The following is a 23,482-nucleotide window of genomic DNA, read 5'->3' on the forward strand; positions in this document are numbered from 1 at the left end:
TAGGCGCCTAATCATAAATCGGGACATCTGATCCAGGCAAGCCGGGAAGGCGTTTCAGCAAGCGCTTCCCAGCAGCAGGCGCGCGATCAGTCCACCACCCTCCCGGTGCAGCAGCTGCAGTTCGCCCGCATGCCGCCGCGCCACGTTGGCGGCGACCGCCAAGCCCAGCCCGGCCCCACCCGTGGCGCGGCTGCGTGAGCTCTCGCTGCGCTGGAAGGGCTGCAGCAGGCGGGTGCGGTCGGCCTCATCGATGCCTGGACCGCGATCCATCACGTCAAGGTGCGCCACGTTGCCGCACACGGCTGCCCGCAGTTGTACCGCCCCCGCGTAGCGATCGGCGTTGTCGATGAGATTGTCGATCGCCCGTCGCAGCAGTAGCGCATCCCCCTGCCACCGCAACGTATCCGGCCCGTCGAAGGAGATGTCGATGCCCCGCAGCAGTGCGCTCTGCACGCACTCCTCCAGCAACACGGCCAGATCCAGCGGATGCATCTGCAAGGGCTGCAGCTCACCACGCGCGTAGTCGAGAACCTGCTCGATCATCGCGTCCATGCGCTCGATGTCGGCCACCATCCGCGCCGCCTGTTGCGGTGGCGCGAACTCCGCACGCAGGCGCAGGCCGGTCAACGGTGTGCGCAGGTCATGCGCGACGGCGGCCAGCATGCGGGTCATCTCCTGCGCCTGTTCGTGCAGCCGCTCGCGCCCGGCACTGATCGCGCGGGCCAGAACCTGCACCTCGCACGGACCATCGTCCGGAAGCGGTGTACTGGCCTGCAGGTCCACGTTGGCGCTGGCCTCGGCCAGCCGCCGCAGGGGCCGGCCGAGGCGGATTGACGCCCATGCCGCCAGTGGTGCCAGCAGCACGGTTCCTGCCACCAGCGCCAGCACGACCTGCCGGCGCCATGCCGCCAGATCGCTGTGGTCGCTGCCCACCACCTGCCACCGACCATCTGCCTGGCGCACGGCCAGTTCGAACGGCGTCCACTGCATTGCGGTCAGCACCGCGACCTGTGCCTGCAACGCGTCCGCGCGCGCTTTGGCGTCAAGCACGGCCCCGCCTTCGATGACCTGCACCTCCGGCGCCTTGCTCCGCCTGCCCCAGACCAGCTTCACATGCTCCAGCGGCTGGCGCAGCTGCGCGGCAACCAGGTGGGTGAGCCAGTCATTGCTGGTGCCCTCCGGCGCAGACGCGCGGGTTTCGAGATGCAGGCCCAGCGCCGCGGCCGACCGTTCACCGCGCAATACCTGAATGGCTTGGTCCAGGCGCATCGGCGGCGGTGGCGGCCGCGGCATCCAGCCGACCACCGCCACACTGACCAAGGTGGCCAGCACCAGGCTTGCCAGCGCCAGCATCGCGATCCAGCGCGCGGTGGACCAGCGCGCCCTCACAGCACCTGCACCTCAGCGTCGAAGCGATAGCCTTCGCCGCGCAGCGTCTGTACCAGTGCCTCGGCACCCGGTGCGGCGTGGCCCAGCTTGCGTCGAAGGCGACTGATCGCCAGATCAACGGCACGGTCGACGCTCTCGCTGTCCTCACCGCGGGTCAGGGACATCAGCTGCTCGCGCCCCAACACGCGCCCGGCGCGCTCGGCCAGCGCCAGCAGCAGAGCGAACTCGCCGCGGCTGAGCGCCAGTTCGCTGCCATCGGGTGCAAGCAGGCGGCGCTGATCGGGCAGCAATCGCCAGCCGGAAAAGCGCAGCTCGCTGGCCACCTGGGTACGCAGCTTGTCCTGGCGGCGTAGCAGGGCGCGGACCCGCGCCAGCAGTTCGCGTGGGTCGAAGGGCTTGGCCAGATAGTCATCGGCTCCCATTTCCAGACCGATCACCCGGTCCGGTGCTGTTCCCATCGCCGACAGCATCAGGATGGGGATGGCCCGCGCCTGCAGCCGGCGGCACACCGACAGGCCGTCCTCGCCGGGCATCATCCAGTCGAGCACGATCAGGTCCGGACGTTCGACTTGCAGCAGCACATCCAGCGCCGCCGCGTCGGCAGCCACTCGCACGTGGTAGCCATGCAGCAGCAGGCAGTCGGCAATGGCATCACGGATGCTGGCATCGTCATCGACAACGATGACCCGGGCGGGAGTGTTCATGCGGCCAGTATCGTGCAGGCGTGTATCAGGACGGTATCAACACCGATGTTCCGGTGATACGCCGCTGCGCGCCAATGGACCTCCGCATTCACTCTGGAGTTTCCTGTGCGCCTCACCTTGCTGCCCCTGTTTGCTGCCGCCTTCCCCACGCTGGCCGCCGACACCCCCGAACATGTGCTGCCGATGTGGATGCAGGGCGGCCACCCGACGGTAGCGCTCTCGCTGGATGGTCAAGCCGAGCCGCTGCGCTTCGTGGTCGACAGTGCAGCCGGGGCCACGCTCATCGATGGGCGTGTGGCACGCCGCTACGGCCTGGTCGATGGAAAGGCCGACGTTTCCACTGCCCAAGGCGCCAGTGCCTCGGGGGCACAGCTGAGGCGCACGCGCACTACCACCTGGCAGCTGGGTAGCTGGCAGCTGCGGGCCAGCGCACTGCAGGCTGATCTGGGGTCACTGTCCGGGGGCGACGACCCCGCCATCGACGGCCTCGTCGGCAACGACCTGACCGCGCGCTGGGACACCCGCTGGGACTTCGCTCGAGGTGAGCTATCGCTGTCGAGGACCGGCACTCTCCGCTTCGACGATGACAGCTGCCAGGCCAACGCGCTGCAGGACCGCACTGAAGGCCTGCGCGATTTTGGATTCATCACCCTCACCTTGGACGGAACGAACGTCGCCGCTGTTGCCGTGGTCGATACCGGCGCGGCGCAGACCGTACTCAACAATGCCGCCGCGCACGCGCTCGGGTTGCGTACTGATGGAAGCGATCCCCGCCTGCGCAAGCGAAGCAAGGGCACCGAAGGCCTCGGCGGCAAGCCGCACCCGACCTGGCTGTACACGCTGCCCGGCATGCGCGGCACCGCCTGGCGGCAACCGGCCATGGAGGTCAGGATCAGCGAGCTGCCCGTGTTCAAGGCTATTGGCCTGGACACCCGCCCGGCTCTGATCCTTGGCGCCGATGCCATGCGTGGCGGCCAGGTCGACATCAGCACGGGTGCCGCGCGGATCTGCCTGCGCCGCCAAGCGGCCACGTGATCCTGGGGCCATGACGTGTGCGGCGGGCCGGCGTAGCATCGCGCCACGTCCCACCAGGAGGTTCACGCTTGCACCGTGCTGCCCTGTTGTTGCTGACGCTGTTCCCGCTGGCCGCGCCGCCCCCGTTACCCACCCCGGCCCACATCGACGCCGAAGCCCAGCGCTTGATGCATGCCGCCCACGCGCGCGGCATGGCGCTGGCGGTGATAGATGGCGGCAAGGTGGTGCATGTGGCCGCCTACGGCGAGCGAAATGCCGCAGGCGAACCGCTGCGCACCGATACCGTGATGTACGCCGCGTCGCTGACCAAGATGGCGTTCGCCCATCTGGTCGCACAGTTGGCGCAGGACCGGAGGATCGAGCTGGATGCCAGCATTGCTGCGGCGCTGGACACGCCCCTGCCGGAATATCCGCCGGAGCCGAAGAAGTACGCCGACTACCGTGTGCTGGCCGACGATGCGCGCTGGCGCCAGCTCACCCCGCGCCTGCTGCTCAACCATTCCAGTGGCTTTGCCAACTTCGGCTTCCTGGAGCCCGATGGGCGCCTGAAGTTCCACTTTGATCCGGGTAGTCGATATGGGTATTCCGGAGAGGGACTGATCCTGCTGCAGTTCGTGATCGAACGCGGGCGGCTGGGCGAGGATGTGGGCGCGTTGATGCAGCAGCGGGTGTTCGACCGCTTCGGCATGACCCGCACCAGCATGATGTGGCGCGAGGATTTCGCCGCCAACCTGGCCGATGGCTGGACGGTGGAAGGTGTGCCCGAACCGCATGATGAGCGCAGCCGCGTACGTGCGGCAGGGTCCATGGATACCACCATTGCCGACATGGCCCGCTTCGCCGCCGGTTACGTGCGTGGCGACGGGCTATCCGCACCGATGCGCAGGGAGCTGGTGCGGCCGCAGCTGCCGATCACCACGGCCAGCCAGTTCCCCACCCTGCAACCGGAGTTGCCGAAGGCGCAGCAACGCAAGGACCTGGCGGCAGGTCTGGGCGTGGTGACGTTTCTCGGCCCGCAGGGCGCAGGCTTCTACAAGGGCGGCCACGACGATGCAGTGGGCAACACGCTGGTATGCGTGGAGCAGCACCAGCGCTGCGTGGTGATCCTGGGCAACGATGTGCGGGCAGAGGCGGCCTTCCCGGCCCTGGTAGCGTTTGTGCTGGGCGACACCGGCGTGCCGTGGCAGTGGGAGTACGGCGCGGCGAAGGCGTTCGTCAGATGATCGAAGCGTTGCCATTGCACACAGGTCCCGCAGTCGTGCAGCATGCAGACACGGACGCAATGCAGGAGACAGGATGAATCGCCCAGAGATCGATGCCATTGCCGAAGCGGTGTTGCAGCCGGATGCACGGCGCCTGCGCATCGCCGCACGCCATCGCCAGGCTGCACATCGGCAGCGGCGGCAGCGGGTGGGCGCCGGCGCCAGCCTGATCGGCATGGCGGCGGGCCTGCTGCTTGCGCCGATCACGGAGCTGCCGTGGGTACAGGGCATGATCGCGGGTGGCGCGCTGGCCCTGCTGGCGGCCCACCTCTGGCTGCAGCGGCGCGAGGACCGCGCGTAGATACCCGCCTGGGAGCGGTATCCACGCATGGCGTGGATCTGCTTCGATTCCGACCGGCCCCAAAAAAACCCCGCCTTCCGGCGGGGTTTTTCATTGCATCGGTAACGCGGGGACTTAGAAGTCCATGCCGCCCATGCCACCCATGCCGCCCATGCCACCGGCGCCGCCCATGGCCGGCTCGTCCTTCTTCGGAGCTTCGGCAACCATGGCTTCGGTCGTGATCATCAGGCCAGCGATCGAGGCTGCGTTCTGCAGCGCCGAACGGGTCACCTTGGTCGGGTCCAGGATGCCGAACTGCAGCATGTCGCCGAACTCGCCGGTGGCGGCGTTGTAGCCGAAGCTGCCGGTGCCTTCCTTGACCTTGTTGATGATGACCGACGGCTCGTCACCGGCGTTGGCAACGATCTCGCGCAGCGGGGCTTCCATCGCACGCAGGGCGATCTGGATGCCGTGGTTCTGGTCTTCGTTGGCGCCCTTCAGGCCGGCCAGCGCGGTGATCGCGCGGACCAGCGCAACGCCGCCGCCCGGAACCACGCCTTCTTCAACGGCCGCACGGGTGGCGTGCAGGGCGTCGTCGACGCGATCCTTCTTTTCCTTCATTTCGATTTCGGTCGAGGCGCCGACCTTGATCACGGCAACACCGCCGGCCAGCTTGGCCACGCGTTCCTGCAGCTTCTCGCGGTCGTAATCCGAGGAGGTGTCCTGGATCTGGGTCTTGATCTGCGCCACGCGTGCATCAACGTTGGCCTTGTCGCCGACGCCGTCGATGATGGTGGTGTTCTCCTTGGAGACCTGCACCTTCTTGGCGCGGCCCAGGTCCTTGATGGTGGCCTTCTCGAGCGACAGGCCGACTTCTTCGGAGATCACGGTGCCGCCGGTCAGCACGGCCATGTCTTCCAGCATCGCCTTGCGACGGTCGCCGAAGCCCGGCGCCTTGACGGCCACGACCTTGACGATGCCACGGATGGTGTTGACGACCAGGGTGGCCAGCGCTTCGCCTTCAACTTCCTCGGCCACGATCAGCAGCGGCTTGCCGGCCTTGGCGACGCCTTCCAGCACCGGCAGCAGGTCGCGGACGTTGGAGATCTTCTTGTCGTGCAGCAGGATGAACGGGTCATCCAGGTCAGCGGTCTGCGACTGCTGGTTGTTGATGAAGTAAGGCGACAGGTAGCCGCGGTCGAACTGCATGCCCTTGACCACGTCCAGCTCGTTGTCCAGGCCCGAGCCTTCTTCAACGGTGATGACGCCTTCCTTGCCGACTTCCTTCATCGCGTCAGCGATGATCTGGCCGATCGACTCGTCCGAGTTGGCCGAGATGGTACCGACCTGGGCGATCGCCTTGTCGTCGGCGGTCGGCTTGGAGATGTTCTTCAGCTCGGCCACGGCGGCCGAAACGGCCTTGTCGATACCGCGCTTGAGGTCCATCGGGTTCATGCCGGCGGCCACAGCCTTGGCGCCTTCGCGGATCAGGGCCTGGGCCAGCACGGTGGCGGTGGTGGTGCCGTCGCCCGCGTCGTCGTTGGTGCGGGAAGCAACTTCCTTCACCATCTGCGCACCCATGTTCTCGAACTTGTCAGCCAGTTCGATTTCCTTGGCGACGGAGACGCCGTCCTTGGTGATGGTCGGCGCGCCGAAGCTCTTTTCCAGCACGACGTTGCGGCCCTTCGGGCCCAGGGTGGCCTTGACGGCATTGGCGAGAACGTTGACGCCGCGCACCATGCGCGAACGGGCGTCTTCACCGAAACGAATATCCTTGGCAGCCATTGCGATTACCTCGATGTTTGCGCCGGGCCGGGCCCGGCGACGAAAAGGGATGTCTTACAGAAAAGCAGGTCGCGCCGAGGCTCAGCCGATGACGGCGAGCACGTCGTCTTCGCGCAGGACCTTGTACTCGACGCCTTCGCTCTTGTACGAGCTGCCGGCGTACTGGCCGTAGATGACCTTGTCGCCAACCTTCAGCGACGGAGCGCGCACGCTGCCGTTGTCCAGCGGCTTGCCCGGGCCGACGGCCACGACTTCACCCTTGGTGGACTTTTCCTTGGCCGAATCCGGAATGACGATGCCACCGGCGGAGATTTCGTCGGCTTCGATCGGCTTGACCACAACGCGGTCGTGCAGCGGCTTGATGCTCATGAGAGACCTCTTAAGTTATTGATTGGTCTAAAAAAGTCCGGCGATGTTAGCAGTCGCACCAGGCGAGTGCCAGCAACGCGCGTGAAAAAGCCCGACAAGTCGGGAGCACGACAGAGATGGAGACCTCCACAGGCCTTTCAAGGGCTGATCCCGAAATTTTTCTCCGGGCCAGGAAACCTCCCTCCCTGGGTGGACGGCTGTATAGGGATGCAGTGCGGCAAGCCAAGGGGGAAGGGGGGCCATTTAGTGATAGATGTCCCACTGTCAGATATCTGACGTTCATTTACGACAAAGTGTCATCGGATCGGCCTTAGGCTCGGCCGCGCATTCCCAATCACAAGGAGTTGTCGATGCGATTGCTGTCCCCGCTTGCCGCCGCCTGCCTGCTGGCGCTGGCCGCCGCGCCGGCCCAGGCCGAGGTCTTCATCAACGAACTGCACTACGACGACAGCACCGCCGCCGGTGACGTCGGCGAAGCGATCGAGGTCGTCGCCACCGCCGGTGAGGATCTGTCCGGCTACCGCCTGTACCTGTACAACGGCAGCACTCCGTCGGCCGCCACGGTCTACGCCAACAACCCGGTTCCGGCCGGCAGCGCCGCCGGCTGCGGCAGCGCCACCATCGCCGTGGTCAATTACCCGACCAACGGCATCCAAAACGGTCCGAACGACGGCATCGCCCTGGTCGATGCCAGCGGCAAGGTGGTCCAGTTCCTCAGCTACGAGGGCGCCATCACCGCCTCCGGTGGCCCTGCCGCCGGCATGACCAGCCAGAACATCCCGGTGGCCGAGACCAACAGCACGGCGCCAGGTACCTCGTTGCAGCTGACCGGCAGCGGCAGCCAGTACGCCCACTTCACCTGGGCCGAATCGGCCAGGCAGACCTTCGGCAGCTGCAACAACGGCCAGACCTTCATCGGCGGCGGCACCCCGGGCCCGAACACGCCACCTTCGGTGTCCACCACCACCCCGGCGCAGGGCAGCAGCACCTTCCCGGCCGCCGCCGATCTGGAAGTGGTGTTCAGCGAAACCGTGAACCTGGCCAGCGGCGCGTTCGCGCTGAGCTGCGGCACTTCCGGCAGCGTGCCGCTGACCTTCCCGGCCAGCGGGCGCAGCGTGAAGCTGTCCACCAACACCGCGCTGGTGGCCGGTGAGGCCTGCCGCTTCGACATCCGCGCCGCGCGCATCACCGACCTGCAGGGCGCGCATCCGGCCGCCGACAGCCGCATCGCCTTCACCGTGGCCAGCACCGGCGGCAATCCGGACCCGGGCAACCCGGGCGTGCCGGCCGGCTACTACTCGAAGGTGAACACCTCCAGCCCCAGCCAGCTGCGCTGCTCGCTGCACGCCACCATCAAGGGCCACACCGCCTATCCGTACAGCGGCTCGGGCACCAGCACCTGGACCATCCTGGAGATTGCCGACGAGGACCCTAACAACCCGAACCGCATCCTCGACGCGTATCGCAACCGCAGCTATGCCAAGGTCACCGATCGCGCCGGCAGCGGCAGTGGCCTGAAGTACAACCGCGAACACACCTGGCCGAACTCGCTGGGCTTCGCCAGCACCACCGGCGACAAGGGCCTGCCGTACGCGCCGTACACCGACACCCACATGCTGTACCTGACCGATGCACAGTGGAATGCCGACCGTGGCAACAAGCCGTTCGCCAAGTGCGACGCCAGCTGCGGCGAGCGCGCCACCGAAGCCAACACCGGCCAGGGCGGCGGCAGCGGTGGCTATCCGGGCAATTCCAACTGGGTGCGCACGCCGGACGGCAACACCGGCACGTTCGAGGTGTGGGGCAAGCGCAAGGGCGACATGGCGCGTGCGGTGATGTACATGGCCATCCGCTATGAAGGCGGCAAGGATGCGGCCACCGGCCAGTCCGAGCCGGACCTGGAGCTGACCGACGACCGCAGCAAGATCGTCAAGACCAGCAGCTCGCCGGCCTATATGGGCCTGCTGTCCACGCTGATCGACTGGCACCTGTCCGACCCGCCGGATGACGCCGAACGTGCGCGCAATGACGTGATCTACAGCTTCCAGGGCAACCGCAATCCGTTCATCGACCACCCCGAGTGGGCGACCCCGGGCCTGTTCACCTCGGCCAGGCCGGCGACCTGCCAGCTGGCCAACTGACCGCGCAACGCAGCGGTCCACTGCCGCCGCCGGGTCCTGACCCGGCGGCGGCCCTATACTCGACGGCCATGTCGACCGTCGATCCCGTCCTGCTGCTGTTGACCACCTGCCCGGACCGGGCCAGTGCCGAGCGCATCGCGCACGCACTGGTCGGCGAGCGCCTGGCCGCGTGCGTGACCCGCCTGGAGGGCGCACAGTCGACCTATCGCTGGCAGGGCGAGGTGACCACCGACGCCGAGCTGCAGCTGCTGGTGAAGACCACCGCAAGCCGCGTCGATGACGCGATTGCCCGGATCGTCGAACTGCATCCGTATGAACTCCCGGAGTGCATCGCGGTCGAAACCCGGGCCGGCCTGCCGGCGTATCTGGATTGGATCCGGGCACAGACCCGGGAGGAAGCTGATTGAAGACTCTGTTTGCGCGTGGCGCCGCCCTGTGCGCTCTGTTGTGGTTCTCGCTGCCAGCGTCCGCGCTGGATGAGAAGGACCTGCTGCCGGTGGACCAGGCGTTCGCGCTGACCGCCACTGCCCCCGAGCGCGGCCAGGTGCAACTGCAGTTCACGATCGCACCCGGCTACTACCTGTATCGCCACCGCACCAGCGTCAAGGCCGATCCGGCGTTCAATGCCGGCGCGCTGCAGATGCCCAAGGGTGACAGGCACCACGATGATTTCTTCGGCGAAGTCGAAACCTATCGCGAACGCCTGCAGGCCACCCTGCCCGGCACGCCGACCGACGCCGCCGGCACCATCAGCCTGGAAGTGCGTTACCAGGGCTGCGCCGATGCCGGTGTCTGCTATCCACCGCAGAAGCGCGTGGTTCAGGTCACCCTGCCCGGTGGCGGTGCCCAGGCCGCGGCTCCGGCCACGCGTGCCGGCGCCACCAGCCCGTTCAACAACCCGCTGGCCGGTGCCGGCAACAGCGGCGGGCTGCGCCTGCCGGGTGCCGCCAGCAACAGCCAGGCGCTGCCGCTTCCGTCCGAGCAGGCATTCGGCTTCGATGCCATCGCCAGCGACGGCAACACCCTGCTGCTGCGCTTCAGCCCGGCGCCGGGCTACTACCTGTATCGCGACCGCACCTCGCTGAAGCTGGAAGGCAGCACCGGCGTGCAGGCCGGCACGCCGCGCTGGCCGGCTGCGCAGTCGCATCGTGATGAACACTTCGGTGATGTCTCGGTCTACTTCAACCAGGTGGAAGTACCACTGCCGCTGCGTCGTTCCGCTGCCGACGCGGTTGACGGCACCCTGCTGGTGACCTTCCAGGGCTGCCAGACCGATGGCATCTGCTACCCGCCGATGACCCGCCGGGTGAAGCTGTCGATCCCCGCCGGCAAGGTCAGCGCCAGCGCCGACCAGGCACCGCCGCGTAACGAGGTGATCAGCCCGTTGGCTGCGGCGCCACGCGAAGGCGCCAACGGCGCCCCCCTGCGCCTGATGCCGACGGTGCCCAATACGGATGCGACCACCCCGGCCGTTGCAGGCGCCGGAAGCGGTAATGAATTCGCCGCCGATGCGCAGGGTGACAACGCACTGCGTACGCGCCCGCCGGCAACCACGCCGAACCCGGACCGCTCGTTCGTGTGGGTGCTGTTGTTGGCCTTGGCCGGTGGCCTGGTATTGAACCTGATGCCGTGCGTGCTGCCGATCCTGTCGCTGAAGGTGCTGAGCCTGGCGCAGAGCGGCGAGAGCCCGCAGCGCGCGCGCAGCCACGCGCTCTGGTACACGCTGGGCGTGCTGGTCGCCTTCGCGGTGATCGGCGCCTTGATGGTCGGCCTGCGCGCAATCGGCAACGCCGTCGGCATCGGCTTCCAGCTGCAGCATCCGGGTGTGGTGGCTGCGCTGGCCTACATCATGTTCGCGGTGGGCCTGAGCCTGTCCGGTGTGTTCACCCTCGGCGGCGGCATCGGCAATCTTGGCCAGTCGCTGGCCAGCCGCAGCGGCCCGGCCGGTGACTTCTTCACCGGTGCACTGGCCTGCGTGGTCGGCAGTGCCTGCGTCGGCCCGTTCATGGGTGGCGCGATCGCCTACGCCTTCATTGCCCCGCCGCTGAAGGCGATGACCGTCTTCCTGTTCCTCGGCCTGGGCCTGGCGCTGCCGTTCCTGCTGATCGGCTTCGTGCCGGCGCTGGCGCGCCGCCTGCCCAAGCCGGGCCCGTGGATGGAAACGCTCAAGCACGTGCTGGCCTTCCCGATGTACGCCACCGCGCTGTGGCTGCTGTGGGTGCTGGGCAAGCAGCGTGGCGTGGATGGCATGGCGCTGGTGCTGGGTGGCCTGCTGCTGCTCGCCTTCGGCCTGTGGCTGTTCGAGCGCAACCGCTGGACCGGCTCCCGTGCAGTGACCCTGCTCGGCGTGCTGCTGGCGATCGGCGCGCTGGTGCCTGCCTGGGGCGTGACCCAGCTGGCACCGCCGGCACGCGCCGCACAGGCGGCCAGCGACAACGTGGTGGAGTACTCGCCGCAACTGCTTGACCGCCTGCGCGCCGACAACCGCGTGGTGTTCGTCAACATGACCGCCGACTGGTGCGTGAGCTGCAAGGCCAACGAGCGCGCCGTGCTGTCGCGCCCGGAGTTCAAGGACCTGCTCAAGCGCACCAATGCGGTGTACATGCGCGGTGACTACACCAACGTCGATCCGCAGATCACCACCTTCCTGGAAGAGCACAAGGCGGTGGGTGTGCCGTTGTACGTGGTGTACGGCCCCGGCGCACCGCCGACCGTGCTGCCGACCCTGCTGACCCAGGCGGTGGTGGAGGAAGCGCTGTTGCGCACCGCACGATGAAGTGGCAACGGCCAGCGCTGCTGTGGACAGCGGTGCTGGCCGCCGGCCTCGGCCTGTGGGCTGGGCATCGGCTGGCACCGGCGCCAGCTGTACCGGCTGCTTCGCCAGATGCGTCCGCAGCGGCTCCCGCGGCGCCGGCCCTGCAGGTGGGTGACCCGCTGCCGGCACTTTCACTGCCCGACCTCGAGGGCCAACCGCTGGACCTGCGCCAGCGCTTCGCCGGCCGCCCGCTGCTGGTCAACGTCTGGGCCAGCTGGTGCGCACCCTGCGTGGAAGAAATGCCCGAACTGGCGCGTTTCGCACATGTCCAGGACGAGGACGGTGTGCAGGTGTTGGGCCTGGCGCTGGATACCCCGGAGGACGTGCGCCGTTTCCTGCAGCAGGTGCCGGTGGATTACCCGATCGTGATCGAGACACCGGGCCCGCGCGACGCGAGCGTGCAGCTGGGCAACGCGCAGGGCCTGCTGCCCTACAGCGTGCTGTTCGATGCACAGGGGCGGATGGTCAAGGCGAAGCTGGGGCCGTTCGCCCACGGTGAGATCGAACGCTGGGTGAAGTGAGGGTTCGGCCGGGCGGCGCCCGGCCGATACCCCTGCTTGACCGCAGGCAGGGCGCCCCGGACAATTCCGCGACTAATTCTCATTTGCTGTTGCGCAGGATGCGGGCGGCAGCCGTCCGGGCCCCTCTCCTTCGATGTTCAAGAACGTCCTGTTCCAACTGCACTGGCTGCTGGGCATCACTGCCGGTGCTGTCCTGGCCGTGATGGGCCTCAGCGGCGCCGTGCTGTCCTTCGAGGACGAGCTGCTGCGTGCCGCCAACCCCGGCTTCGCCGAAATTGCCGAACACCATTCCGAAGGCCAGCATCCGCTGGCGCTCACGGAACTGGTGCCGCTGCTGCAGGCAGGCAGCGAGCGCCCCCTGCAACGCCTGCGCATCGATGCCACCGGACAGCGACCGTCAGTGGCACGTTTCGTCGGCGGCAAAGAACACTGGGTGTATTTCGACCCCTACAGCGGTGAGCGCTTCAGCGCCTTGCGCGGACAGGCCTTCTTCGATTTCGTCGAAGACCTGCATCGCCACCTCGCCGCAGGCGAGCGCGGCAAATGGATCACCGGCAGCTGTGCGATCGCCCTGCTGTTCTTCACCCTGTCCGGTCTGTATCTGCGCTGGCCGCGGCGCTGGTGGCACTGGCGCAGCTGGTTGGCGGTGGAGTGGAAACGCAGCGGCCGCGGGTTTCTGTGGAGCCTGCACTCGGTGGTCGGCACCTGGGTACTGCTGATCTACCTGATGAGCGCACTGACCGGCCTGTGGTGGTCGTTTGACTGGTACCGCAGCGCCGCCAACATCCTGCTGGGCGTCGCGCCGGCGGCCAAGCACAAGGTGGCCACCGACGCGACGCTGGACCTGCGCCGCGTCGAAACCACCTTGTACGCGCTGCCCGGCGTGCGTACCGGCTTCATCGACCTGCGCCTGCCGGAAAAGCCCGGCCAGGCGCTCAACGTGCGGGTGATGGCCGGTGATCCGTCGCAGCGTGGCGGCCACCATGACCGTGCACACGACCTGCTGCAGCTGGATCCGGCCAGCGGAGCGATCCTTGATTCACGCCCCTACGCGCGACAGGGCGCCGGCGCACAGCTGGCCACCAGCGTGTTCGCATTGCACTCGGGCAGCTACTTCAGCACACCCGGCCGCGTGGTGGTGATGCTCAGCAGCCTGGGCATGAGCCTGTTCTTCATCACTGGCTGGATGCTGTACCTGGACCGTCGCCGCAGCCAGCGCGTTGCGCGCGGGCTGCGCCAGTCGCTGCCGACTGCCGCCGCCGATGATGGCCGCGCGCCTTGGCTGCTCGTGCATGCCAGCCAGAGCGGGCTGGCCGAACAGCTGGCCTGGCGTGCGGCCGCGCAGCTGCAGGCCGCTGGCCATGCCGTGCAGGTACTGCCATTGGCCCGGGTCGATGCCACGCAGCTCGCGCGCACTACGCAGGCTTTGTTCGTGCTGAGCACCTTTGGCGATGGCGAACCTCCGGATGCGGCGCGGGGCGCTGCGCGACGGCTGCTGGCACAAGCGCCCGATCTGTCGGGCCTGCAGTTCGGCCTGCTCGCCCTCGGTGACCGCCAGTACCCGCACTACTGCGGTTTTGGCCGCCAGGTCGATGGCTGGCTGCAGGGCAACGGTGCGCGTGCACTGTTCGAGCGCATCGATGTCGATGCCGCTGCGGTACCGGCGCTGCGCCAGTGGCAGCAACAGCTGGGCGCTTTGACCGGCATCGCCACCGATGACAGCGTGCTGCCGCCCGCCACGCAGATGCACGAGTGGCGCCTGCTCGGCCGCGACCACCTCAACCCGGGCAGCGTCGGCGGTGCGATCTGGCGCATCCGCCTTGCGGCGCCGGCGGAGGTGCGGTGGCAGGCGGGCGACATCCTGCATATCGCGCCCCGCCACGATGCGCGGCACGCCAGTGCGGTGCTGAAGGCACATGGACTGGACCCGCTGCAGCCACTGCTGGCCGACGGCGCAGCACGCACGCTGCTGGCCCTGGCCAGCGAACGCGAACTGCCCGATGCCGATGCTGCGCTGGCGGTACAGGATCCGTGCCTGTGGCTGGCAGGGCTGCCGATGCTGCCCGGACGCGAATATTCCATCGCCTCGTGCACCGAGGATGGCGCGGTGGAACTGGTGGTGCGGCTGGTGCACGACGACACGGGACGCGCCGGGCTCGGTTCGGGCTGGCTGTCGCTGCATGCACCGATCGGTGCCAGCATCGTCGCCCGCGTGCACCGCAATCCCGGCTTCCACCGCGTTGCGGGTGCACCGATGGTGCTGATCGGCAATGGCACCGGCATCGCCGGCCTGCGCGGCCTGCTGCGCGAAGCCGCACACGCCGGCGAGCAAGGACACTGGCTGCTGTTCGGCGAACGCCAGCGTGCGCACGATTTCCTGTTCGCCGACGAGATCGAGGCCTGGCAGGCCAAGGGTCATCTTGCGCGGGTGGACCTGGCGTTCTCGCGCGATGGCGACGGTGGCTATGTACAGGATCGCCTGCGTGCGGCGGCCGATGCACTGCGCGACTGGATGCAGTGTGGTGCCGTCATCCACGTGTGCGGTTCGCTGCAGGGCATGGCCGAAGGCGTGGACCAGGTGCTGCGCGAAGCGCTGGGCGATGAAGCAGTGGAAACACTGCTGGAGAACGGCCGCTACCGCCGCGACGTGTATTGATTCCTGCCAGCGCGCATTGGCGTGAGCCGAGCATGGGCTCGGCTCTACAGCGTTTCCCGGGCCTGATGATGTAGAGCCGAGCCTGCGCTCGGCTGATTCCCCGCCGGCCCACAGAACAGCACCGCCTAGGCCGCTGCGCGTGCCGCCCGCTGTTCCGGCTGCAGCCGGAACGCGCCAACGGCTTCCGCCAGCGCATGCACCTGCACCTGCATCTGCGCGGTCGAGGCACCAGCCTCTTCCACCAGGCTGGCGTTGCGCTGGGTACTGGCTTCCATCTGCACGATGGTCTGGTTCACCTGCGCGATGCCAGCATGCTGGTCCTGCGATGCACTGCGGATACCGGCCAGCAGCTCGGCCAGCTGCTGCACGCTGCCAACGATCTCGCCCATGGTGGTACCCGCCTGCTCGGCCTGCCGGTTACCCTGGCCGACCCGCGCCACCGAATCCTCGATCAATCCCCTGATCTGCTTCGCCGCCTCGGCACTGCGCTGGGCCAGCAGGCGTACTTCTGCCGCCACCACGGCAAAGCTGCGGCCCTGCTCGCCCGCGCGTGCCGCCTCCACGGCCGCGTTGAGCGCAAGGATGTTGGTCTGGAAAGCGATGCCATCAATCAGCTGGGTGATGTCGCCGATCCGTCGCGAGGCCTCGCTGATGCCCTGCATGGTCGCGACCACCTGGCCAACCGCCTCGCCGCCGCGCTGCGCCACCGCTGCGGCACCCTTGACCAGCGCGTCGGCACGCCCTGCGGCATCCGCATTGCGGCCAACGGTGTCGGTCAGCTCATGCATCGATGCGGCCGTCTCTTCCAGGTTGGCCGCCTGTTGTTCGGTACGCTGCGAGAGGTCGTGATGGCCGGCGACGATCTCGCCGACGCCGGTATCCAAGCTGGACGTGGCGTGCTGGATGCGGGTGACGATGCGGCCGAGCTGTGCGACGGTGGCGTTGGCATCGTCGCGCATGCGTGCGAACACCCCCTGCAGTTCACCCTCCATGCGCACGCTGAGGTCACCGCGGGCCAACGCAGCCAGCAGCGCCTGCAGGTCGCCGAGATTGGTTTCAAACGTCGCCAGCAGGCGGTTGATGCTGGTCGACAGGGTGCGTACGAAGCCCTGCTTGCCCTCCAGCGCGATGCGGCCGTGCAGGTCACCGTGCGCGGCGGCATCGACCAGCGCGGCCACTTCGGTTTCCAACAGGGTTTCCAGCGCACGGCTGCGCCATTCCACCGCCACGCCAAGGAACTGCGCTTCGTCGATGATGGCGTTGGCGATCAGCTGGTAGCGCACGCCGGCATGGCCGATCTCGCGCTCCTCGCGCTGGCGCACACCGGCCAGGCCGGCCAGGGCCGGATGCAGGTGTACCGCGTCGCTGCCCACCAGATCCTCGTACCGCAGTCCAAGCAGCTGCAGCAGTGCCGGGTTGGCGTAGGCGACCTGTCCTTCCGCATCGATCACCATCAGGCCGGTCTGCGCGCTGTCCAATGCCCGGCGCACGCGGGTGTTGCCGCGCGCCACCGCGCGCTCGGTCTCGATGCGCGCGCGCAGGCGCTGCTGCATGTCGACCAGGCGCTGGGCCAGCTGGCCGATCTCGTCGTTGGTGTTGTAAACGCGCAAGGTGGTGTCCAGGCGGTCGTCAGCGATGTCGCTGGCGAAGCGCAGGGTGTCCTGGATCGGCTGGCGCACCGCGCGCAGGACCAGCACCAGACTGGTGATCAATACACCGGCAACCAGCAGCAGCGTCAGTGCGAACAGCACGCTCATGGTGCGCGCGCCCGTCTGCTGCCGTGCCTGCGCACTGGCCAGCGCCGCGACCTGCGCCTGCTGGAATGCGGCCAGTGCCGGTGCCACGCCAGCGGCGGTTTCCAGCAGTGACTGTGCCTCCACGTCCAGGCCTACACGGGCCGCGGTATAGCCCAGCAATGCGATCTGGTAGCTGTCCATTCCGCTGCGCAGGGTGTCCTGCACATCGGTGGACAGGCCCGCCAGCGCCAGATCAAACGGCAGTTTTTCTTCGCTCGCACGATCGGCATGTGTGGAATCACCATCGAGCAGCAACAGCGCTTCCTGACGGCGCATCTTCTGCAGGGACAGCGCCAGTGACGGCCGCTGCTGGGCGTCCACCTGGGTCTGCAGGGCATCGGCCGCCTGCTGCAGCTGCGCGGCAAGGCCAGCGTCACCGCGCCCCATTTCATCGACACGTTCGAACAGCGCCACCACACCCTGCGAGAACGCATCGGCGGCTTCGGTCAGCGCCTGCAGGGCCTTGCGCCGGCTGGCATCCATCGGCATCGCGCGCAGCGCCCGCAGGTCGGCCTGCAGGGCGTTCTGGGTCACCAGCAGCTGGTCGCGGTCGGCATCATTGAAACTGCGTGCATACTGGGTCTGCAGGCGGCGCGCTTCGGCCACCCGTGTGGCCAGGCTGGCGGCCAGATCACTGCCGTGCTGGTAGCTGGCCTGGTCGCGTGCAGCCTGTGCGCTGGCGTGGCCGGTCCAGGCGTAGACGGCGGCGATCGCGACCAGCCCCAGGCCGCATACCCACAGGGTCGCCTTCAGCTTGTTGGCCACGCTGAGGCGGTGCGGCTGCAGCCACAACAGCAGGTCGGGGGACGCCGAGCGCCACGTGCCAAGGCGCGTGCGCAGGGACCGGAGGTGGAAAACAACGGCCGACATGACAGACTCCAGGCGGAAAGACGCATCTGTATCGGCCAGATCTGAAGCAACTTTAGGAATTCTTTGGTTCGACCGCGCCGATCGCTGGCGGACACGGCCTTTGTACCGGGCACAGGCGACGGGGGGATGACATCGCCGCCGCGCTTGACCTCAACCCCGGTTGGGGGAACACAGTGGACCTCCCTCCCCCGCCCGGTGCCGCCATGACGACGCTTGATGTCCCCCGCTACCTGCAGCGCCTGCAGCTGGATGCGCCACCACCGTTGACGCTGGCGGGCCTGACACTGCTGCAGCAGCGTCACAACGCACTGTTGCCGTTCGAGACCCTCAGCTGCCTGTTGCGCGATGCGGTGCCGATCGACCTGGACAGCGTGCAGCGCAAGCTGCTCGACGACCGCCGCGGTGGGTACTGCTTCGAACTCAATGGCGGCCTGCTGGCCCTGCTGCAGGCACTGGGCTTTGATGCGCAGCCTCTGAGTGCGCGCGTGCTGCTGGCAGCGCATGACGGCGAACTGACCGCGCGTACCCATCTGCTGCTGCGCGTGCATGTGGATGGGGACGACTGGCTGGTGGATGCCGGATTCGGCAGCCTGACCCCGACCGTACCGCTGCGCCTGCACGATGCGCAGCCGCAGGCCACGCCGCATGAGCGCTATCTGCTGCAGCGTCTGCCTGACGAGGGCGACTTCGTGCTGTCAGCCGAATCCAGCGACGGCTGGCGGGCGATGTACCGCTTCGATCTGCAGGCGCCTGCACCGATCGACAACGTGGTGGGCAACTGGTACGTATGCACCCACCCCGATTCCAGCTTCCCGGGCCAGCTACGCGTGTCGCTGACCGGACCGGACTGGCGCCGCACCATCGGCAGCGGCAACTACACCGAGTACCGCCCCGGGCAGGCGCCGGACAAGCGCCCGCTGCATGATGTGGGTGATGTGCGTGACGTACTGCAGCAGCGCTTCGGCATGCAGCTGCCGGACGACCCGCGACTGGACCCGGCCATCAATGACTGGCTGCAGCGCTCGCGCGCCGCGACCTTGTAGGGCCGAGCCCATGCTCGGCTGAGCTGGAGCGGCTGGGCCAACAGCAGCCGAGCGTGGGCTCGGCTCTACAGAGCTGCGCGCGTCTGCAGCGCAATGCGGTTGCCTTCGCTGTCGCGGATCTCGGCACCGAAGCGCAGTTCGGCATCTGCCTCCAGGGCGCGCGCAAGGCGGGTCTCAGCGCTCGCGTGCCGCGATCCTGTAGAGCCGAGCCCATGCTCGGCTGAGCTTGGCGCGGCGGGGCCAACAGCAGCCGAGCGTGGGCTCGGCTCTACAGAGCTGCGCGCGCCTGCAGCGCAATGCGGTTGCCTTCGCTGTCGCGGATCTCGGCACCGAAGCGCAGTTCGGCATCTGCCTCCAGGGCGCGCGCAAAGCGGGTCTCAGCGCTCGCGTGCCGCGATCCTGTAGAGCCGAGCCCATGCTCGGCTGAGCTTGGGCGGCGGGGCCAGCAGCAGCCGAGCGTAGGCTCGGCTCTACAGAACTGCGCTGGCCTGCAGCGCGATGCGGTTGCCTTCACTGTCGCGGATCTCGGCACCGAAGCGCAGTTCGGCATCTGCGTCCAGGGCGCGCGCAAAGCGGGTCTCAGCGCTCGCGTGCCGCGATCCTGTAGAGCCGACCTGTAGAGCCGAGCCCATGCTCGGCTGAGCCTGGCCGGCGGGGCCAGCAGCAGCCGAGCGTGGGCTCGGCTCTACAGAACTGCGCGGGCCTGCAGCGCGATGCGGTTGCCTTCACTGTCGCGGATCTCGGCACCGAAGCGCAGTTCGGCATCTGCCTCCAGTGCGCGCGCAAGGCGGGTCTCAAGGTTGTCGACGCCGAGGTAGATGCGCACGCCCTGGTTCACCCGCAGCCATTGCTGGTAGAACGCGATGGCACGGGCCAGGTCACTGGCGGGGATCTCAGCGTTCAGAATCGGGTCCACGCGCTTTCCAGGTTCCGGCAACTCAGATGATGCGCAGGGTAATCGCCTTCAGCACCGCGCGGGTACGGTCGCGGGTGCCGAGCTTGTCGAGGATGGCCGAGACATAGTTCTTCACCGTGCCCTCGGCCAGGAACAGGCTGCGCGCGATCTCCTTGTTGCTGTAGCCACCGGCCAGCAGGCGCAGGATCGCCACTTCGCGCTCGCCGAAGGTGTCGGTGGGCGGTGCTTCATCATGGAAGCGGTAGCGCGCGCGCACGGGCTCGGTGCTGACCGGCAACAGCAGGGTTTCGCCGGCGGCGACGCGCTCGATCGCCTCGCGCAGGTCGGCCGGCGCCGCGTCCTTGAGCAGGAACCCCTGCGCTCCTGCCTCGCTTGCGCGCAGCAGAAGATCGCTTTCATCGAAGGTGGTCAGCAGCAGCAGCGGGGTTCCATCACCGCGTGCACGCAGCTGGCGCAACGCTTCGATGCCATCCATCCCGGGCATGCGGATGTCACTGAGGACCACGTCCACCGGCTGGGTGGCCAGCGCATCCAAAAGCGCCTGGCCGTCTTCAGCTTCCAGCACCACGTCCACGCCCAGCCCCTGCAACAGCGCACGCAGACCCGCACGCACCAGCGCCTGGTCATCGGCCAGGGCAACGCGGATCGCGGCGCCGCTCATGCCGGCACCCAGGCAGTCAGGTGCATGCCACCCTGTGCGGTGCGGGCCAGTTCCAGCTGGCCGCGCACCGCCGCCAGGCGCTCACGCATGCCGGCGATGCCGTTGCCCTCGCGGATACGCTCGGCGCGCTGGCCGTCATCACGGATGTCGATACGCAACCGGGCGTCCTCTTCGTTGATCGTCAGCCATACGGTGTCTGCGTTGCCATGCCGGGCGGCATTGGTCAGCGCTTCCTGTACCAGGCGCAGCACGGTCTCTGCCAGCAGCGGGTCGGTCACGCGCACGCCCTCGCCGATACGCAGTTGCAGCGTCGGACGCGGGAACGGCGCGGCCAGGGCGTGCAGTGCGGTCGCCAGATCGAGGCCGCGGTCGTCACGCATCGATTGCACCACCTGGCGGATGTCGGCCAGCAGCTCACCGGACAGCTGCTCGGCCAGCACCAACCCTTCGCGCCCGGCCAGCACCGGATCGGCCGCAAGCGCACGCAGGTTCAAGCGCATCGCGGTGAGTTTGTGGCCGGCCACATCGTGCAGCTCGCGGGCCAGGCGCAGGCGCTCGGCGTCGCGAGCACTGTCGGCCAGCAGCGCACGCGTAGCCAGTAGATCGGCATTGACGCGGGCCAGGTCGTCACGGGCCAACGCGGTGCTGCGTGCGTAGTGTGCGGTCAGTGCCGCGAACGCCTGGAAGCCGCCATACAGCAGCACCACCAGCAACGGCTGGGTGAAGCCACTGTGGCGCAGCACGAGATACATGGCGAGGTTGGCCACCAGTGCAATCCCCAGCACGAAGCGCGGCGGCCAGTGCTCGGCCAGCTGCGCGACCAGCACCACCAGCAGCACCGGCGCGGTCCCGGTACGCGGCTGCAGGGCGACCAGCGCGATCGCCAGCACAGCCTGCAGCACCGCAGCCAGTGCACGCACGCGGGTCGGCATTGCCGCCCATCCGTGCACCACGAACAGCAGCAGGAACATGCCGAGCAACGCTTGGCTGCGGCCGGCAACGGGGCCCTGCACGCCGAATGACAGGCCCACCACCAGCACGGTGACCAGGCCAGCGAGGCTGAGGGGACGCAACAGGTGGCGGAACAGGCTGGGCATGACCCGATGCTGACGGCCGCGACTGCAACCGGCAATGGGTCCGATGCAGAAAGTGACTTCTGGCACGTCGGATCGATGACCTCTGGCCCTGAACCCGGCGCCGTGCCCCGCGCAGACTGGCCCCACACCGCGGCACACCACCACGTCCTCTTCCGGAGCTACTGCCATGATCCGAATCGCCCTGCTCAGCACCGCCCTGACTGCCCTGGCCCTGGCCGGCAGTGCCCATGCCGCCGACCTGGCGGTGACCGTGCACGATGTCCGCGTGCAGACCGGCACCCTGCGGGTCGCTCTGGTCAACAGCACGGCCGCCTGGGACGGCAAGGCCGCACCGGTGCAGGCACAGCAGGCCAAGCCCAGCGGCGACAGCGCCCACTTCGTGTTCAAGGGCGTGCCCGCCGGCAGCTACGCGGTGCTGCTCACCCACGATGAGAACGACAACGGCAAGCTCGATACCAACCTGGTCGGCATGCCGGTGGAAGGCTACGGCTTCAGCAACAACCCGCAGGTGATGCGCAAGCCGACCTTCGACGAGGCGCGCGTCGACGTGCCGGCCGCCGGCGCTGCCATCGACATCACCCTGCGCTGATTCCTGCATCCAGACCCGAGGCCATCATGGACCGTCGCCGCTTCCTCCGTACCCTGCTCAGCAGCAGCGCCTGCCTGGCCCTGGGCGCCACCGCACTGCGCAGTGCGCCGGCCTTCGCCGGTGACCCGGCCCGTTTCGCGCAGGGCCTGCAGGAGCACCCGTGGCTGCTGGGCTGGCGCAGCGCCACCAGCGAGAGCCTCGGCCCGGCCACCGTGCAACTGCAGGGCCGGCTGCCGGCCGGCCTCGCCGGAACGCTGTACCGCAATGGCCCGGCCTGGACCGAGCGTGATGGCTTCCGCTACGACCACTGGTTCGACGGCGACGGCATGGTGCATGGCTGGCGCTTCAACGGCGATGGCAGCCTGACCCACCACGGGCGCATGGTCGCCACGCCGAAGTTCACCCGCGAACAGAAGGCCGGCCGTTTCCAGTACCCGGCCGCCGGCACCAGCGTTCCCGGCGCACTGGCCGTGCGCAACAACGATGACGCCAACGTGGCCAATACCTCGGTGACGATGATCAACGGCCGGCTGTTCGCGCTCTGCGAATCCGGCTCGGCGTTCGAAGTGGACCCCGATTCACTGCAGACGCTCGGCCCGGTCACCTGGCGCCCGGACCTGGCGGCGCTGCCGTTCTCCGCGCATCCGTTGCCCGATCGCGATGGCAGTGTGTGGAACTTCGGCTCGATCAGCCTGATGGGAGGCCATGGCCTGCTGGTCTGGCACATCGGCGGGGACGGCCAGCTGCGCAGCGCCAATGTGATCGAAACGCCGGAACACGGCTACCTGCATGCGTTCGCGATGACCGGGCAGCACCTGGTGTTCGTGCTGATGCCGTTCGACTTCACCGGCACCGGCGGCAGCTTCTTCGAGCGCATGCAGTTCGCGCCGCAGCGCCCCGCGCGCATCGCGGTGGTGGCCAAGGACGCGCCGGACAAGGCGCAATGGTTCGAGGCACCGTTCGCGGCGATCTACCACTTCGGCGATGCCTTCACCCGCGATGGCGGCATCGTGCTGCGTGCGGTGCGTCACGACGATATCAACGAGGCGCGCTCGCCGATGAAGGAGGCGATGGCCGGGGACGGCGCCCACGCCGCGAACAGTGGTGCCAGCCTGGTCGAGCTGCACCTGGACCTGCGCCAGCGCCGCGCGCGCTGGGAGACGCTGGGCATCAGCGCGGTGGAGTTCCCGCTGTTCGACCCGCGCTCCGCCAACACGCGTGGCGCGCGGCTGTACGCCCCCACCATCGACGGCCCGGCTCATGCACCGTACTTCAACGCGGTGGCCGCGTTCGATATCGAGCGCGGGCGTCGCCAGCTGTGGCACTACGGGCCGGACATCATGGCCGAGGAGCACGTCTTCGTACCGCGCCCGGGCAGCCGCAACGCCGATGACGGCTGGCTGGTCGGCACCCTGCTCGACCCGGTGAACAAGCGCAGCGGCCTGGCGGTGCTGGATGCGTGCCATGTGGATGACGGCCCGCTGGCACAGGCGTGGTTGCCGTATGCCGTGCCACTGGGCTTCCACGGCACCTTCGCCGCGCGCGGCTGAGTC

General features: G+C 68.1%; 20 protein-coding genes. 11 read left to right on the forward strand and 9 right to left on the reverse strand.

Translation table 11 applies throughout. The annotated features are described in order from the left end of the window. Positions 1 to 54: 54 nt before the first annotated feature. Both QP512_RS18130 and QP512_RS18135 read right to left on the reverse strand, forming a co-directional pair. Positions 55 to 1,353, reverse strand: coding sequence for an ATP-binding protein (locus QP512_RS18130; RefSeq protein ID WP_049413048.1), 1,299 nt, complete (start codon positions 1,351 to 1,353; stop codon positions 55 to 57). Positions 1,354 to 1,385: 32 nt separating this feature from the next. Continuing rightward, positions 1,386 to 2,093, reverse strand: coding sequence for a response regulator transcription factor (locus QP512_RS18135; RefSeq protein WP_049413046.1), 708 nt, complete (start codon positions 2,091 to 2,093; stop codon positions 1,386 to 1,388). Between the two features lie 105 nt (positions 2,094 to 2,198). On the opposite strand from QP512_RS18135, the gene QP512_RS18140 reads away from it, so the two are divergent. From QP512_RS18140 to QP512_RS18150, 3 genes are all read left to right on the forward strand, one after another. Beyond that, positions 2,199 to 3,128 (forward strand): aspartyl protease family protein, encoded by a 930-nt coding sequence (locus QP512_RS18140; protein ID WP_286070084.1) that lies wholly within the window; start codon positions 2,199 to 2,201, stop codon positions 3,126 to 3,128. Positions 3,129 to 3,196: 68 nt separating this feature from the next. Beyond that, positions 3,197 to 4,351 (forward strand): serine hydrolase domain-containing protein, encoded by a 1,155-nt coding sequence (locus QP512_RS18145; RefSeq protein WP_286070086.1) that lies wholly within the window; start codon positions 3,197 to 3,199, stop codon positions 4,349 to 4,351. A gap of 73 nt (positions 4,352 to 4,424) precedes the next feature. Then, positions 4,425 to 4,691 (forward strand): hypothetical protein, encoded by a 267-nt coding sequence (locus tag QP512_RS18150; RefSeq protein ID WP_286070087.1) that lies wholly within the window; start codon positions 4,425 to 4,427, stop codon positions 4,689 to 4,691. Positions 4,692 to 4,805: 114 nt separating this feature from the next. Here the strand turns inward: QP512_RS18150 and groL are convergent, their stop codons facing one another. Both groL and QP512_RS18160 read right to left on the reverse strand, forming a co-directional pair. After that, positions 4,806 to 6,455: a chaperonin GroEL gene (groL, locus tag QP512_RS18155; RefSeq protein WP_005411226.1), complete on the reverse strand. Its 1,650-nt coding sequence runs from the start codon at positions 6,453 to 6,455 to the stop codon at positions 4,806 to 4,808. 81 nt (positions 6,456 to 6,536) lie between these two features. Beyond that, on the reverse strand, positions 6,537 to 6,824 hold the full coding sequence (locus tag QP512_RS18160; protein WP_006396661.1) for a co-chaperone GroES: 288 nt from the start codon (positions 6,822 to 6,824) through the stop codon (positions 6,537 to 6,539). 350 nt (positions 6,825 to 7,174) lie between these two features. Here QP512_RS18160 and QP512_RS18165 point away from each other — a divergent pair, with 350 nt between their 5' ends. From QP512_RS18165 to QP512_RS18185, 5 genes are all read left to right on the forward strand, one after another. Continuing rightward, positions 7,175 to 8,965, forward strand: a complete 1,791-nt coding sequence (locus tag QP512_RS18165; protein ID WP_286070090.1) for an endonuclease — start codon at positions 7,175 to 7,177, stop codon at positions 8,963 to 8,965. 68 nt (positions 8,966 to 9,033) lie between these two features. Further along, complete coding sequence (gene cutA / locus QP512_RS18170) at positions 9,034 to 9,372, forward strand: divalent-cation tolerance protein CutA (protein ID WP_286070092.1); 339 nt, start codon at positions 9,034 to 9,036, stop codon at positions 9,370 to 9,372. After that, positions 9,369 to 11,741 (forward strand): protein-disulfide reductase DsbD, encoded by a 2,373-nt coding sequence (locus QP512_RS18175; RefSeq protein ID WP_286070093.1) that lies wholly within the window; start codon positions 9,369 to 9,371, stop codon positions 11,739 to 11,741. The genes cutA and QP512_RS18175 overlap by 4 nt, the downstream gene beginning before the upstream one ends. Further along, positions 11,738 to 12,301: a TlpA disulfide reductase family protein gene (locus QP512_RS18180; protein WP_286070094.1), complete on the forward strand. Its 564-nt coding sequence runs from the start codon at positions 11,738 to 11,740 to the stop codon at positions 12,299 to 12,301. Before QP512_RS18175 ends, QP512_RS18180 begins: the two co-directional genes overlap by 4 nt. A 133-nt stretch (positions 12,302 to 12,434) precedes the next feature. After that, positions 12,435 to 14,957 carry a sulfite reductase flavoprotein subunit alpha gene (locus tag QP512_RS18185; RefSeq protein ID WP_286070095.1) on the forward strand — a complete coding sequence of 841 codons (2,523 nt, stop codon included), beginning with the start codon at positions 12,435 to 12,437 and terminating at the stop codon, positions 14,955 to 14,957. A gap of 125 nt (positions 14,958 to 15,082) precedes the next feature. Here QP512_RS18185 and QP512_RS18190 read toward each other — a convergent pair whose 3' ends face one another. Next, positions 15,083 to 17,623 carry a methyl-accepting chemotaxis protein gene (locus QP512_RS18190; RefSeq protein ID WP_286070096.1) on the reverse strand — a complete coding sequence of 847 codons (2,541 nt, stop codon included), beginning with the start codon at positions 17,621 to 17,623 and terminating at the stop codon, positions 15,083 to 15,085. A 203-nt stretch (positions 17,624 to 17,826) separates the two neighbouring features. Between QP512_RS18190 and QP512_RS18195 the strand changes: the two genes are divergently transcribed. Further along, positions 17,827 to 18,666, forward strand: a complete 840-nt coding sequence (locus QP512_RS18195) for an arylamine N-acetyltransferase (RefSeq protein ID WP_286070097.1) — start codon at positions 17,827 to 17,829, stop codon at positions 18,664 to 18,666. Positions 18,667 to 19,136: 470 nt separating this feature from the next. Here QP512_RS18195 and QP512_RS18200 read toward each other — a convergent pair whose 3' ends face one another. From QP512_RS18200 to QP512_RS18215, 4 genes are read right to left on the reverse strand one after another with little or no spacing between them, the layout of a single operon-like run. Further along, the gene (locus tag QP512_RS18200) at positions 19,137 to 19,298 is read right to left on the reverse strand and encodes a hypothetical protein (protein ID WP_286070098.1); all 162 of its coding nucleotides are present in this window, start codon (positions 19,296 to 19,298) and stop codon (positions 19,137 to 19,139) included. Between the two features lie 53 nt (positions 19,299 to 19,351). Beyond that, on the reverse strand, positions 19,352 to 19,582 hold the full coding sequence (locus tag QP512_RS18205; RefSeq protein WP_286070099.1) for a hypothetical protein: 231 nt from the start codon (positions 19,580 to 19,582) through the stop codon (positions 19,352 to 19,354). Positions 19,583 to 19,604: 22 nt separating this feature from the next. Further along, positions 19,605 to 20,243, reverse strand: coding sequence for a response regulator transcription factor (locus tag QP512_RS18210; protein WP_286070100.1), 639 nt, complete (start codon positions 20,241 to 20,243; stop codon positions 19,605 to 19,607). Continuing rightward, positions 20,240 to 21,340, reverse strand: coding sequence for a histidine kinase (locus QP512_RS18215; protein WP_286070101.1), 1,101 nt, complete (start codon positions 21,338 to 21,340; stop codon positions 20,240 to 20,242). The genes QP512_RS18210 and QP512_RS18215 overlap by 4 nt, the downstream gene beginning before the upstream one ends. Before the next feature lie 166 nt (positions 21,341 to 21,506). Here QP512_RS18215 and QP512_RS18220 point away from each other — a divergent pair, with 166 nt between their 5' ends. Together QP512_RS18220 and QP512_RS18225 are read left to right on the forward strand one after the other, a co-directional pair. Further along, positions 21,507 to 21,929 (forward strand): DUF2141 domain-containing protein, encoded by a 423-nt coding sequence (locus QP512_RS18220; protein WP_286070102.1) that lies wholly within the window; start codon positions 21,507 to 21,509, stop codon positions 21,927 to 21,929. A gap of 26 nt (positions 21,930 to 21,955) precedes the next feature. Continuing rightward, positions 21,956 to 23,479 (forward strand): carotenoid oxygenase family protein, encoded by a 1,524-nt coding sequence (locus QP512_RS18225; RefSeq protein WP_286070104.1) that lies wholly within the window; start codon positions 21,956 to 21,958, stop codon positions 23,477 to 23,479. Positions 23,480 to 23,482 lie beyond the last annotated feature (3 nt).

The sequence above is a fragment of the Stenotrophomonas sp. 57 genome, from assembly GCF_030291075.1.
In the GTDB taxonomy this organism is placed as follows: domain Bacteria; phylum Pseudomonadota; class Gammaproteobacteria; order Xanthomonadales; family Xanthomonadaceae; genus Stenotrophomonas.